11 protein-coding genes are annotated in these 14085 nt (G+C 70.6%); 1 reads left to right on the plus strand and 10 read right to left on the minus strand.

The annotated features are described in order from the left end of the window. The first annotated feature begins 112 nt into the window (after nt 1-112). Nucleotides 113-886, plus strand: coding sequence for an IclR family transcriptional regulator (locus tag ACTWPT_RS10135; RefSeq protein ID WP_443177023.1), 774 nt, complete (start codon nt 113-115; stop codon nt 884-886). On the opposite strand, the gene ACTWPT_RS10140 is transcribed toward ACTWPT_RS10135, so the two are convergent. From ACTWPT_RS10140 to ACTWPT_RS10185, 10 genes are all read right to left on the minus strand, one after another. Continuing rightward, nucleotides 858-3101, minus strand: coding sequence for an FdhF/YdeP family oxidoreductase (locus tag ACTWPT_RS10140; RefSeq protein ID WP_443177024.1), 2244 nt, complete (start codon nt 3099-3101; stop codon nt 858-860). The genes ACTWPT_RS10135 and ACTWPT_RS10140 overlap by 29 nt on opposite strands. A 3-nt stretch (nt 3102-3104) precedes the next feature. After that, nucleotides 3105-4211, minus strand: coding sequence for an aromatic ring-hydroxylating oxygenase subunit alpha (locus tag ACTWPT_RS10145; protein ID WP_443177025.1), 1107 nt, complete (start codon nt 4209-4211; stop codon nt 3105-3107). 27 nt (nt 4212-4238) lie between these two features. Continuing rightward, nucleotides 4239-4862, minus strand: a complete 624-nt coding sequence (locus ACTWPT_RS10150) for an MBL fold metallo-hydrolase (RefSeq protein ID WP_443177026.1) — start codon at nt 4860-4862, stop codon at nt 4239-4241. Then, entirely contained in the window at nt 4862-5947 is a 1086-nt protein-coding gene (locus tag ACTWPT_RS10155; protein WP_443177027.1) for an S-(hydroxymethyl)mycothiol dehydrogenase, read from the minus strand. The genes ACTWPT_RS10150 and ACTWPT_RS10155 overlap by 1 nt, the downstream gene beginning before the upstream one ends. 15 nt (nt 5948-5962) lie before the next feature. Beyond that, nucleotides 5963-7195 (minus strand): NAD(P)/FAD-dependent oxidoreductase, encoded by a 1233-nt coding sequence (locus ACTWPT_RS10160; protein ID WP_443177028.1) that lies wholly within the window; start codon nt 7193-7195, stop codon nt 5963-5965. Then, a complete protein-coding gene (locus ACTWPT_RS10165) occupies nt 7192-7542 on the minus strand; it encodes a bifunctional 3-phenylpropionate/cinnamic acid dioxygenase ferredoxin subunit (RefSeq protein WP_443177029.1) in 351 nt (116 codons plus the stop codon). The genes ACTWPT_RS10160 and ACTWPT_RS10165 overlap by 4 nt, the downstream gene beginning before the upstream one ends. Nucleotides 7543-7984: 442 nt before the next feature. Then, nucleotides 7985-9001, minus strand: a complete 1017-nt coding sequence (locus ACTWPT_RS10170; RefSeq protein WP_443177030.1) for an NAD-dependent epimerase/dehydratase family protein — start codon at nt 8999-9001, stop codon at nt 7985-7987. 5 nt (nt 9002-9006) lie between these two features. Continuing rightward, entirely contained in the window at nt 9007-11247 is a 2241-nt protein-coding gene (locus ACTWPT_RS10175; protein WP_443177031.1) for a SulP family inorganic anion transporter, read from the minus strand. A gap of 77 nt (nt 11248-11324) precedes the next feature. Continuing rightward, the gene (locus tag ACTWPT_RS10180) at nt 11325-12854 is read right to left on the minus strand and encodes a hypothetical protein (protein ID WP_443177032.1); all 1530 of its coding nucleotides are present in this window, start codon (nt 12852-12854) and stop codon (nt 11325-11327) included. Nucleotides 12855-13037: 183 nt separating this feature from the next. Beyond that, complete coding sequence (locus ACTWPT_RS10185; protein ID WP_443177033.1) at nt 13038-13559, minus strand: YbhB/YbcL family Raf kinase inhibitor-like protein; 522 nt, start codon at nt 13557-13559, stop codon at nt 13038-13040. Between the last annotated feature and the right edge of the window lie 526 nt (nt 13560-14085).

The raw sequence follows: 14085 nt of genomic DNA on the forward strand, positions 1-14085 counted from the left end.
CGCACGTTTCGGAAATCGTAGCGTTATGTGCATTTCGTTGCACTACTCGCAACAGGAGATCTTTTCCGCACTTCAGCTCGCGTGAGTTCCTCACAGCACTTACAGTTTCGCTATGAGCAACGACTCGGGTAGTGGGGGCGTGCAGTCGGTCGATCGGGCGATCAGCGTCCTCGAGATCCTCTCCCGCCGGGGCGAGGCCGGCGTCAGCGAGGTGGCCGCCGAGATCGAGGTGCACAAGTCGACCGCCTTCCGGCTGCTCGGCGCCCTGGAGGCGCGCGGCCTGGTCGAGCAGGCGGAGGACCGGGGCAAATACCGCCTCGGCTTCGGCATCATCCGCCTGGCCGGCGGCGTCAACACCCAGATGGACCTCGGCCGGCGCAGCCATCCCGTCTGCCAGCGGCTGGCCGAGGAGATCGGTGAGACCGTGAACATCGCTGTGCTTCGCTCCTCCTACGCGGTCAACCTGGACCAGGTGCGCGGCCCGTCCGCCGTCACCGCCTACAACTGGGTCGGCCAGCTCACCCCCCTCCACGCCACCTCCAGCGGCAAGGTGCTCCTGGCCCACCTCGAGGACAGGCAGCGCGCGAAGCTGCTGTCCGAGGGGCCGCTGGAGCCCCTTACCGGCCGGACCATCACCGACGTGGCCGAGCTCGAGAAGCAGCTCGCCGAGATCAGGACGACGGGCTACGCCTACTGCCTGGAGGAGCTGGAGGACGGGCTGAACACCATAGCCGCGCCCATCCGCTCCTACCACGGGGACGTCGTAGCCGCGGTCAGCGCCTCCGGCCCCGCCTACCGCTTCCCCGCCGAGCGCATGCACGAGCTCGCCTCCGTCCTCATCGGGGGGGCCGACGAGATCAGCGGGCGGCTCGGCTACGCGGGCTAGCCCGCGCCAGCCGTACCACCACGCTCTTCGACGTCGGAGTGTTGGACGTCTCGGCCACCGAGTCCAGCGGCACCAGCACGTTGGTCTCGGGGAAGTAGGCCGCGCAGCAGTCGCGCGCCGTCGGGTAGGCGATCACCCTGAAGCCCTTCGCCTTGCGCTCGCCGTCCGGCCACTCGCTGATCAGGTCCACCATGTCGCCGTCGGCCAGGTCGCGCTCCGCCAGGTCGTCGGGGTGCACGAAGAGCACGCGGCGGCCCGCCTTGACCCCGCGGTAGCGGTCGTCCAGGCCGTAGATCGTGGTGTTGTACTGGTCGTGGCTGCGGACCGTCTGCAACAGCAGCCGTCCCGGTGGCACCCGCAGCACCTCCAGCCGGTTGACGGTGAAGTTCGCCCTGCCGGTCGCGGTGGGGAACCGGCGTTCGTCCCTGGGCGCGTTGGGCAGCGCGAAGCCGGACTCGGCCCGCGCGTCGAAGTCCGCGAACCCGGGGATCACCCGGGCGATGCGGTCCCTGACAGCGCCGTAGTCGCGCGCGAACTCGGCCCACGGCACGTGCGGGTCGTCGCCGAAGAGCTCGCGGGACAGCCCGCACACGATGGCCGTCTCCGACAGCAGTCCGGGCGCAGCGGGCCCGAGCCTGCCCCTGGAGGCGTGGACCAGGCCCGTCGAATCCTCCACCGTCACGAATCCCGCGGCGTCGAGCTCGGTGCGGCCCAGTACGGGCAGGATGAGCGCCCGCTCGCCGCACACGGCGTGCGAGCGGTTGAGCTTGGTGGACACCTGCACGGTCAGCCGGGTACGGCGCAGCGCCGCCTCGGTGACCTCGCTGTCGGGCGTCGCCCTGACGAAGTTGCCACCCATGCCGAAGAACACCTTGACCGCGCCGTCGCGCATGGCGCGGATGGCCTCCACGGTGTCCAGTCCGTGCCGGCGCGGCGGGGCGAATCCGAACTCCGCCTCCAGCGCGTCCAGGAAGTCATCCGACGGCTTCTCGTAGATCCCCATGGTGCGGTCGCCCTGCACGTTGGAGTGGCCGCGCACCGGGCAGACGCCCGCCCCCGTCCGGCCGACGTTGCCGCGCAGCAGCAGGAAGTTGACCACCTCCCTGATCGTCGCCACGGAGTTGCGGTGCTGGGTCAGGCCCATGGCCCAGCACACGACGACCGAGCGCGCCCCGCGGACCTCCCCGGCCGTCTCCTCCAGCTCGGCCCTGGACACCCCGGTGGCCTCCAGCACGTCCGCCCAGTCGAGGGCGGCCAGGTGCCGCTCCCACTCCTCGAAGCCGTGCGTGTGCTCCTCGATGAACTCCCTGTCGGCCGAGTCGAGGAGCAGCAGCGACAGCGCCTGGAAGAGCGCCATGTCGCCGTTGAGGCGGATCTGCAGGAAGCGGTCGGCGAGCGCGGTGCCCGACGCCAGCCCCGAGGGCCGTTGCGGGTTCTTGAACCGCAGCAGCCCGGCCTCCGGCAGCGGGTTGACCGCGATGATCCGCGCCCCGCCCCGCTTGGCCCGCTCCAGGGCGCTCAGCATGCGCGGATGGTTGGTGCCGGGGTTCTGCCCCACCACGAAGATCAGCTCGGCGCGGTGCAGGTCCTCCAGTGTGACGGTGCCCTTGCCGATGCCCAGCGTCTCGGTGAGCGCCGAACCGCTGGACTCGTGGCACATGTTGGAGCAGTCGGGCAGGTTGTTCGTGCCGAAGCGGCGCACGAGCAGCTGGTAAGCGAAGGCCGCCTCGTTGGACGTGCGGCCGGAGGTGTAGAACACGGCCTCGTCAGGGCCGTCGAGCGCACGCAGTTCCTCCGCGACGATCCGGAACGCCTCCGGCCAGCCGATGGGCCGATAGCGGTCCGAGCCCGCGTCCTTGTACATGGGCTCGGTGAGCCTGCCTTGCTGCCCCAGCCAGTAGTCGCTCATCGTCGCCAGCTCGCCGACCGGGTGGGCGGCGAAGAAATCGGCGGTCAGCCGCCGCGTCGTCGCCTCCTCGGCGACCGCCTTGGCGCCGTTCTCGCAGAACTCCGCCGGGCTGCGGTGCTCGCCCTCCGGCCAGGCGCAGCCCGGGCAGTCGAATCCGCTCTTCTGGTTCACCCGCAGCAGGGTGAGGACGGTGCGGCGGGCTCCCATCTGCTGGTACGCCATCCGCATGGCGTGTCCCACCGCGGGCAGCCCGCCCGCCCAGTCCTTGGGCGGGCCGACCCGGAGTCCTTCGTCCTCGTCTGCCATCTCTCAGCCGATCCGGTCCTGGACCCACTCGTGGAAGGCGCCGATGTGGTGCTCGCTCGGCACCAGCACGCCGCCCTTGGCGTAGGTGCGCGAGCTCATACGCGGCTGGGTGCGCTCGCACGCCTCGAAGTCCTGCTCGTTGACCCGGTGGAAGAGCTCGACCGACTTGTCCAGATCCTTGCCGCTCGCCACCACGTCGGGCAGGTAGAGCCAGTCGCACTCGACCACCGTACGGTCGACCGCAAGGGGGAACATCCGGTGCAGGATCACGTGGTCGGGCACCAGGTTCACGAAGACCTGCGGCTTGATGGTGATCGCGTAGTAGCGCCTGTCCTGGTCGTCGTTCACCCCGGGGATGCGGTCGAGCCCGGCGGACCCGTCGATGGTGAAACCCTTGATCTCCTCGCCGAACTCTGCGCCGTGGCCGATGAAGTACTGCGCCGCGTAGCCGTCGGCGAACTCGGGCAGCACCTCGGTCAGCTCAGGGTGGATGGTCGCGCAGTGGTAGCACTCCATGAAGTTCTCGATGATGAGTTTCCAGTTGGCCTGGACGTCGTACACGATTCGCCGCCCGACCTCGAGGCTCGGCACGTCGTAGTTGTCGATCAGCTCCAGCGCGCCCAGCCGCTCGGTCACCGCGCCGAGCACATCGTCCTCGAACGAGGGCGGATCGTCGGCCAGGCAGACCCACACGTAGCCGAGCCACTCGCGGACGTGCACCTTGACCAGGCCGTACTCGACCCGGTCCAGGTCGGCCATCTTGGTCAGGTTGGGCGCCGCGATGAGCTTGCCGTCCAGGTCGTACGTCCACGCGTGGTAGGGGCACTGGAACGCCCGCTTGACCTCGCCGGACTCCTCTGTGCGGATGGTGGCGCCGCGGTGGCGGCAGACGTTGTAGAACGCGCGCACCGACCCGTTCCTCGCCCTGGTGACGAGGATGCTCTCGGTGCCGACCTGCACGGTCTTGAAGGCTCCCGGCTTGCCCAGATCGGACGAGCGCACCACGCAGAACCACATCGACTCGAAGATGTTCTTCTGCTCGAGGGCGAAGATCTCGGGGTCGACGTAGTAGCGGCCGGGGAGGGTGGGGATCACGCTTGACGTGGTCACGGGAGTACTCCTGTGGGGTGGGCCGGGTCAGTGTCCTCGGCGGATCCAGTCCTCGAGTTGCGGAGCCTCGGCTCCTATGGTGGTGTCATCGCCGTGCCCGGTGTGCACCACCGTCTCGCCGGGCAGGGTGAGGAGCGTCGTGCTGATCGACTTGATGATCGTCGGGAAGTCGCTGTACGACCTCCCGGTGGCGCCGGGGCCGCCGCGGAAGAGCGTGTCCCCGGAGAACAGCACCCCCAGTTCGGGTACGTAGAGGCAGACCGCACCGGGGGCGTGACCCGGCGTGTGCAGCACGTGCACGGCCGAGCCACCGAAGCGCAGGATGTGGCCGCCCGCCAGCGCCCGGTCCGGCGTGGCCGCCGGGTGCGTCAGCTTCCACAGCGCCTCGTCGTCGGGGTGCAGCATGACGGGCGCGCCGGTGCGGGCGGCCAGCTCCGGCGCGGCGTTGACGTGGTCGTCGTGCGCGTGCGTGCACACGATCCCCGCGACCCGGCGGCCGCCGACGGCCTCGGCGATCGCGGCGGCGTCGTGGGCGGGGTCGATGACCAGCACCTGGTCGCCGTCGCTGAGCAGCCAGACGTTGTTGTCGACCTCCCAGGTGCCGCCGTCCAGGCTGAACGTGCCCGAGGTGACCAGACGCTCGACGCGCATTAGAGCACCACCACCGAACGAAGCACGTCGCCGTGGTGCATCTTCGCGAAGGCCTCCTCGACGCCGTCCAGGCCGATGGTTTCGGTGACGAAGGCGTCCAGATCGAAGCGGCCCTGCAGGTAGAGGGAGATCAGCATGGGGAAGTCGCGGCTCGGCAGGCAGTCGCCGTACCAGCTGGACTTGAGCGCCCCGCCGCGGCCGAACACGTCCAGCAGAGGCAGGTCCAGGGTCATCTCCGGGGTGGGCACGCCCACGAGCACCGCGGTGCCGGCCAGGTCGCGCGCGTAGAACGCCTGCTTGAACGTCTCGGGCCGGCCCACGGCGTCGATCACCACGTCGGCGCCGTTCCCGCCGGTCAGCTCCCTGATCGCCTCGACCGGGTCGCCGTCCTTGGCGTTCACCGTGTGCGTCGCGCCGAAGCCGCGCGCCCACTCGAGCTTCCGCTCGTCCACGTCCACCGCGATGATCGTGGTGGCGCCGACCAGCCGGGCTCCGGCGATCGCCGCGTTGCCGACGCCGCCGCAGCCGATGACCGCGACGGAGTCGCCGCGGCTGACCGCGCCGGTGTTGACCGCCGCGCCGAGCCCCGCCATCACACCGCAGCCGAGCAGGCCCGCCGCCGCGGGGGAGGCGGCCGGATCGACCTTGGTGCACTGGCCGGCGGCCACCAGCGTCTTCTCGGCGAACGCGCCGATGCCGAGCGCCGCGCTCAGCGGGGTGCCGTCGGTCAGCGTCATCTTCTGCACGGCGTTATGGGTGGCGAAGCAGTACTGCGGCCGGCCGCGCAGGCACGACCGGCAGGACCCGCACACCGCGCGCCAGTTGAGGATGACGAAGTCGCCGGGCGCGACGTCGGTGACGCCGTCGCCGACGGACTCCACCACGCCGGACGCCTCGTGGCCGAGCAGGAACGGGAAGTCGTCGCTGATCCCGCCCTCGCGGTAGTGCAGGTCCGTGTGGCAGACGCCACAGGCGATCACCTTCACCAGCGCTTCGCCGGGGCCGGGGTCGGGGACGAGGATCGTCTCCAGGCCGACCGGCTTGCCCTTGCCCGTCGCGACCACACCGCGTACTTCATGAGCCATTGATTCACTCCTGTTTCAGACCGCCGTCTCCAGCCGGCGGCGCCAGCGGGAGAAGAGGCGGACCTGGTTGACGCCCAGCACGGCCACCGGCCGCTCGCCCTGCCGGTAGACGGCGAGGAAGCTGTGATCGGCGGGATCCCCCTCCTCCACCACGACCGTGTCGGCGTGGCGGGCCTGCCCGACGAACTGGATCTTCACATCGAACTGGTCGGACCAGATGTAGGCCGGCCGCGGCCGCGCGGGCCGGGCGGTGCCGCCGGACAGCAGCGTCTCCGCCGCGACGGCGGCCCGCTGGCGCGCGCCGGTCCAGTGCTCGCACCGGTCGTGCTTGCCGAGCGCCGGATCGAACCAGGCCGCGCAGTCGCCGACCGCGACGATACCCGGCGCCAGGGTGCCGCCGCCCTTCTCGCCGGCCGGTCCGCCGCTCTCGTCGTAGCCTGGCGCGCCGCCCTTGTCGCGGATCACCCCGCCACCCGCGGCGCAGATCACTCCGTCGCCCAGCCGCAGGCCGCTGCCCTCGAGCCAGGCGATGTTGGGCACCGCGCCGATCCCGACGACGACCACGTCCGCGGGCAGCAGGGTGCCGTCGGCGAGTCGTACCCCGTCGACCCGGGCCACGCCCGTCAGCGCCGTCACGCTCGCGCCGCGCAGCAGCCGGACGCCGCGCCGTTCGTGGAGAGCGGCGATGGCCTCGGCCATCTGGGCGCCGACCACGCCGGCCAGCGGGATCTTCCCCGCCTCCACGAGCGTGACCTCCAGCCCCTGGTCACAGGCCGTCGCGGCGACCTCGGTGCCGATGAAACCGCCGCCGATGACGACGACCCGCTTGGCGCTCGCCAGGTCGTGGCGCAGCGCGCGGGCGTCGTCCAAAGTACGCAGGGTGTGCACCCCGGCCAGGCCTCCCGTGCCGGGAAGCCGGCGGGCCGAGGCGCCGGTGGCGATGACGATGCCGTCGGCCTCGACGAAGGTGCCGTCGCTCAGCGTGACGCGGCGGGCGGCGGCGTCCAGGCCGACGGCGGCCACGCCGAGCCGCCACTCGGCGTCCAGGTCCTCGCCGTCGGCTTCCAGGGCCAGGTCGGCCTCGTCCAGGACGCCCTTGAGGAAGTCCTTGGACAGAGGGGGACGGTCGTAGGGGCGGTGGAACTCCTCGCCGACGAGGAGCAGGCGGCCGTCGTAACCCTGGGCGCGCAGCGCGCGGGCGGTCAGGAGCCCGGCGAGCGAGGCGCCGACGATGCAGACGCTTCTCACGCCTGCCCCTTCACGGTGACGCCGGGGGGCAGGTTGGGGAGTGCGTCGGACGGCACGACGAAGACGACGTCGTTCTCGACCACCACGCGGTGCGTGCGGACGGGGCGCTTGGCGGGCGGCGCGTCCACCTCGCCGGTCCTGAGGTCGAAGCGCGAGGCGTGCAGGGGGCACTCGATTTCGCAGCCCTCCAGCCAGCCGTCGGCCAGCGAGGCGTCCTGGTGGGTGCAGGTGTCGTCGATGGCGTAGATCTCGCCGTCCTCGGTGTGGAACACCGCGATGGGCGGATCGGCCTCGACCCGGAAGGCCTCACCTCGCGGCAGTGACGCCAGAGGGCACGCTGGAATCATCGAGTCACACCCCGGTTTCGCAAAGAGAAACGTCAAGCGCTATACGCAACAGCGTGAGGGTGCGGAATTCAGATGTCAAGCCTGATTTGTAGTGCTTCGTGGTGGTGCCGGTAGGTACGTCACGCCTCCTCATCGTCTACCCGACGAGGAGTGGTCTGCGCCAGAGGGCCGCCCGCGGCCTTTCGCCGCCGGGGATCGGACCGGCAGACGTGGTGAGGGGCGGAAGCGCCCGCCCTGCTGTCCCGCCACCATCGGCGGCCCCTCCTTGAAGGTGCCCCCTCACGAGGCCCTTCCAAGAGGCATGGCGTGACAACAGAGGCACCTCCGCCCCTCCGGCCCCTGGGAGTCAGGACCGGTGTGGCGAGGTGCGCCATGGGCACCTGGAGTACCTCGCCTGCACCGCCGACACTAACCCGGGCCACGCCCTCCGGTCTGCGCAGAACTACTCAGAACGGGCCGCCCACGCGGCGAGAATCGCGGCCTCTTTCTCAGGCGCGATCCCGTGCGTGGTGTTGTTGCCAAAGTTGCGGCGCTTCTCGGGGATCTCCCGCAACCATTCCCACGTGTCGCGTACGGTCTCCGCGACGGGCCGGATGCGCAGCCCGGCCGCCTGCGCCTTGGCCGTCGAGACGCTCCAGAACGTCTCGATCTCCGCCGACGGCGGGCCGCCCCACAGTGGCAGCTCCACGAACGTCCCCGCCCCCTGCTCGGCCAGGAAGGCGCTGTCCACCCACACGAACTCCGCGTCGGACCCGGTCGCCTCCTTGCACGACTCCAGCCACTCCCCGTACGTGGTCTGGCCGACCGGACCCGTCACCAGGAACCGGCCGGCTGTGCCGCGCTCGGCCTGGGCGAGCGTGAAGATCCCCAGGTCGCGCGCGTCCACGAACTGCATCGGAGCGTCCGGCTCGCCCGGCGCGAGCACCTGCCCGCCCTTCGCGATCCTGGTCAGCCACCACGGCAGCCTGGCCACGTCCTCGCGCGGACCGAGGATGATCCCGGGCTGGACGATCAGCACGGTGCCGTCGAACCCCTGCTCGACCGCCCGCTCACAGCCCGCCTTCAGCACCCCGTAGTTGCCGTCGTCGGGCCCCGCGTCGGGCTCGCACGGCCAGATCTCCGCGTTGTCCTCGGCCGGCTTGCCGGGGAATCCGGCGAGCGCGGAGATGGTTGAGACGAACGCGTACGTCCCCGCGTGCCCGGACAGCGCCCGCGCCGATGACCCCACCACTCGCGGCACGTAACCGGATGTGTCCACCACGAAATCCCACGAACGCCCGTCGACGAGCCGCTCGAGGTCGCCCGGCGTCTCACGGTCGCCGCGCACCACTTCGACCCCGGGCACGTCCACGCCGGTGCGCCCTCTGTTGAATGTCGTGACCTCGTGCCCACGGGCCAGCGCCTCCTCCACGACGGCGCGGCCCAAGAACCCGGAACCACCGATGACAAGAACCCTCATAAGGGTCATTCTTCGCCTGCGAGAACCCTCCGATCATGTGTCTTCACCGAGGGCGTAGCGCGCAGCGGTGGCACGAGGTGCACCCTGGCCGTCGCGATGTCGAAGAACAACCCCACGAGCTGCAGCTTCCCGGCTCTGACCTGCTCGTCCACCTTCCGGTAGGTCCGCAGGTTCTCCAGCTGCTGCTGCACGTTGACCCGGCACAACACGTCCAGGGCCCCGCTGTGCAACCGGTCGCCCTCCGTCTCGATGAACGTGGCCAGGCTGTGGTTGCCGTGCCGCAGCCACCGGCGCAGCCCCGGCAGGCTGCCCGCCTGCACACCCGCGCTCAGCACCCCCGCCATGGCGCCGCACCCGGAATGGCCGCACACCGTGATCGTGTGCACGCCCAGCACCTGCGTCGCGTACTCGATCGCCGCCACCACCGAGTCATCGTGCGGCTCCGACCCCCTGCGCGGCACCAGATTGCCGATGTTGCGCACCGTGAACAGATCACCGGGACCGCTGGCGGTGATCAGGCTCGGCACGATCCTGGAGTCCGCGCACGTGATGAACAGGTGCGACGGCTGCTGCTTGCGGGCCAGCTCGGTGAAGATGGGCTTCACCAGCGGCGCCGTACGCCGGTGGTACTCGCGTGCGCCCGCCGTCAGCTGGCACTCCACCTGCGCGCCCCCGCCGTTCGACGACATGGTCCGGCCGCCGGGGCGGCGCCGGTGCGCCCACGGCAGCCACCACCGGTCCGGCGCCACCGGCGGCGACTTCGCCGGGAACATGCGTGCCCCGCTGGCCGCCAGCGTGTACCACTCGTCGTGCAGCTCGTCGATGTCGACCGTGCCGCCCATCCGCTCGTGGTCCAGCCGCCAGGAGTGGATGGCCTCGAAGGCGGCGTTGTCCATGAAATCGATGTTCAGGTCCAGGTCCACGGGTGTGCCCGCGGGGATCGTCCGGAGCTCGTGCGTCAGCCGCGGCACGCCCAGGAACGTCAGCGACCCGGAGATCGTCACGTGCAGCCTGCCGCCCCTGTCCCCCTGCTTCAGCACGGTGACCCAGGTCAGGCGGCGCAGCGCGAGCAGCGCCGCCAGCGCCAGCCCGGCCAGCACGCCCTCGGCGAGCCCGAGCAGGATCACGGCGACCAGCGTCACCACGTACACCGGCACCTCGCCGTGGCCGTGCACCTTCTTGACGTGGCCCAGGTTCACCATCTGCACGCCGATGAACACCAGCAGCGCCGCCAGCGCCTCCATCGGGATCAGCGTGATCGTCCAGCCGAACCCGAGCGCGAACACCAGCACCCACACCCCGTGCAGGATCGCCGAGCCGCGGGTACGGGCTCCGGCGTGCACGTTCGCGGTGCTCCGCACGATCACCCCGGCAACCGGCAGACCGCCGAGCGCGCCGGTGACCATATTGGCCACGCCCTGGCCGGTCAGCTCCTGGTCGAGGTCCGCGCGGCGGCCGCCGTGCAGGCCGTCGACGGCCACGCAGCACAGCAGCGACTCGCATCCGGCCAGCAGGGCCACCAGCATCACCGCCGCCACGACCAGGTGCCAGTCGCCCTGCGGCAGCACCGGGAAGGCCCACTCGGTGACGCTGTCGGACAGGTCCACCCGGGTGACGTCCCAGCCGAAGACCCACGCCGTGACCGCCGCCACCAGCAACGCGGCCAGCGGCGCGGGGATCGCCTTGACCTTCTGAGGCAGCCGCGTCCACACCGCCAGCACCGTGATCGTGAGCAGGCCGACCGCGACCTTGTGCCCGTGCAGGTCGGCGATCTGCCCGGGCAGCTCCATCAGGTTCGCCACGGCCGAACGCTGCGAGCTGCCGCCCAGCACCACGTGGAGCTGGGACAGCGCGATGATCACGCCGACCGCGGCCAGCATGCCGTGGACGACGGCCGGGGACACCGCGAGCGCCGCCCTGGCCGCCTTGAACACCCCCAGCACGAGCTGCACGGCCCCCGCCAGCAGGGTGATCATGCAGGTGGCCCGCCAGCCGTACGTGTGCACCAGATCCACGACCACCAGGGACAACCCGGCGGCGGGCCCGCTGACCTGCACGGCCGAGCCGCCGAGCGTGCCCGCTACGATCCCGCCGACCACGGCGGCGATCAGCCCGGCGACGAGCGGCGCCCCCGAGGCCATCGCGATGCCCAGCGAAAGGGGCACCGCGACGAGGAAAACCACGAGCGAGGCTGGCACGTCATGCCGGAGGGTGCTCAGCCAGCTACTCTTCGTGTCGCGGAACATGGAGCAAACCCTAATGCTCCGCCCTCCGCGCTTTAGCTGTGCGTCACATGGGTTTTACATATTCATGCCGCCGGTGATCAGCGGTAATAGTCGTGCGGATAGTCCTGTTCGGAGGGGCGCCGGTGACCGCCGTTGCCGTTGGACGCCTGCGACTGGTTGCCGAACATGTCACCGCCGTACCCGGGCCAGGTCGACTGGGCGCCGTTCGGTGACGGCGGCTCGGGCCATGCGGAGGCGATATCGCCCGTCTCGTACGCGGGGTACGACGGCGGGGGCGTCGGCGCCGACAACACGTCGTCGTAGTTGGCCGAGACCGCCCTGCGGGGGGTGGTCGGGGCGCCGGTGTCGGGGGACGGGCCGGTCAGCGGATCGGAGTCGTCGGCGATCGCCCAGCCGGGGCGCACCTCGTACGAGGCGGGGTAGGCCGTGCGGGCGGCCGGCTGCTCGAACGCCGGCCAGGAGCTTCCCAAGTCGTACGCGGGCGCTGGGGTGGGGTCGTCCAGGATGTCCGGCGAGGCGCTGGGGGGCCAGGAACCCGACGGGGTGGGCGTCGGCGGGGTGGTCCACGTGGTCTCGAGCGGGTCGGCCGCACCGTTGTAGGCGGGGAACGGGTCGCTCGTTGGGGCGCCGTGGATGGGCGCGGGCTGTGCGATCGGGAACGAGCCGCTGGATGCCGGGCCCGCGGCGGGGAACGAGCCACTGCCGGTCGAGGGAGAGGCCGGGAACGACCCGCTGCCGTTCGCCGGGGAGGCGGGGTAGGAGCCGCTGCCGTTGGAGGGCGCGAACGAGCTGCTGCCGTTCGAGTAGGAGCCGCTGCCGTTGACGTACGAGCCGCTGCCGTTCGCGGCCGTCGGCTGTGGGCGGGGGGACGGCGTCGGCTCGGGGCGGGGGGCCGGGGGGACCGGCTGGGCGCCCGCGCCGAGGATGCTCATCACATCGGCCGTCGGGGCCGCGAAGGTCACGGTGCGCTGATCGGCCAGGTCGGCTTGCGAGGGAGTGGCGCGCTTGGCCGGCTCGACCAGGTCGGCGAGGTTCGACGCCGCGGCGGCCGCGGGAACCTGGCGCTGTGGCAGGGGTGCCTGGACGGTGGTCGCGTCGGGGTCAGCGGCGGCCACGGGCTGCGGGCTGGCCTTGCGCTCGCTACGTCGCTCGGCCCGGCTTGGAAGCTCGGCGGCGCGCTGCGGCTCTCGCTCCCGGTCGCCTGGGCGGGCGGCGGCCTTCCTGGCCGCCACGGTGCCGCCGGCGCCGAAGTTGCCCTGCTCCGCGTCGCTGCGGATGTTGGCCCAAAACTCCTCGTCCTCGTCGTCCGAGGTCGGGTTGCCCCACTCGTCGACGCCGCGTTTGCCGCGCTGGCCGGTCCGCACCGGTTTCGGCGCCTTGGGCGCGTCAATCGGGCTGAAGTCGGGACTGAAATTGTTCATCCGCGGCTCGTGCGCGGCGAACTCGTCCGTCGAGCGCGCGTGTGTCTTCTCCTCCTTCTCGGCCATCTCCTTCAACCGTTCCGGAGGCAAAGAACTCTCCCGGCGACTCATCGAACGCATGCCCAGTGCCACGACGACGAGCACGAGGAGCACGACGGCGACCAAACTCACTACAACCGCAGTCATTGCACCACCCTCAAAGCCATGGCCTCCCTCTGGCATCGGTGAGATCGCGCGGCCATCGACGCGACCTGCCCCCTTTGATCACCAATGCCTAACAATTGGATCTGATTGTGTCGGACCACTATGAGCGTTGTCACACCCTACGTGAAGAATTGGTACACCGTATTACCTGCGGTGTTCGGCCTCTCACTCGATGTCAACGGCTGTGAGTCGGCCGCGGGCTATGGTCTGGTCCGCGATCTTCTTCAGGATCTCGGGAAGGGGCGCGCCCTCCGGGACGTCGACCTTGCCGTTCAACGTGTAGACCGTGAAGCGGTAGCTTCCCGGGTCGCATGGGGGGTCGTAACCCACTTTTCCGTTGGTCGCCCTCGCCTGCTTGATCCCGTCGTCCGGGGGATCCTCGGAGGCGCCGGGGCCCAGCTCGGTCGTGGTCGCCGGGATGTTATAGAGCACCCAGTTAACGGTCGCCTTCGACGACGCTCGCGAGTCGACCACGATCGCGATGGACTTGGCCTCGGACAGCGGCTGGCTCGACCAGCGCAGTGGCGGGCTGACCTGGCCGCCCCGGCAGGAGTATTCACGCGGCAGCGGCTTGCCGTCGCGCAACTCCGGGCTCGAGACGTTGATCTCCGCGATGTCCTGGGCCTGGGATCTGCCGATGAAGCTGCTGCAACCTGACAGCGCGAACGCCACAACCACCGTCGTCACACTGACGATGATGCGTCGCATGCGTGATGCCGTGTTACACAGCCCCATGCCGGACGATGCTACGCGGCTCTCGGCGGTGCGCAGACCGTTTCTCGATGGTCCGTGCTTGGTAAAGGATCCGAAATCAGCCAGAATCGAGGCATTCGGCGAGTGACGTTGACCACAGCTGTGTCCTGAGCCCCACCGGTCGAGCCGAATCGAGGCGGGCCGAGGAAGCCCTACTGGCCTGCTGCGTCGCAGCGACGGGACGGCGGGCGGGACCTCGTACGGCGACCCGACAAAACGGACGGATGTTTCGGACGTGCTCCTCGGCAAAAACCAGGTGCGCCAGCTCGCCGCAAACGGTAATACCCGCAGCCCGGCACCGGCACGGCGGGGTGCATGCGCGAATGGGACGGGCCCGCCCATGCGCGGGGTTTGGTGCGGGGATGCCGGTGTGCGGTGGTTCGGTGGGGCGGGACGCCGGTATGCGGACGGCGGCTGCCACGTTCCGTGAGGCGCGTGCGCTGTGGTGCGGTCCCGCGCT

It is taken from the genome of Nonomuraea sp. 3N208, from assembly GCF_052245935.1.
In the GTDB taxonomy this organism is placed as follows: domain Bacteria; phylum Actinomycetota; class Actinomycetes; order Streptosporangiales; family Streptosporangiaceae; genus Nonomuraea.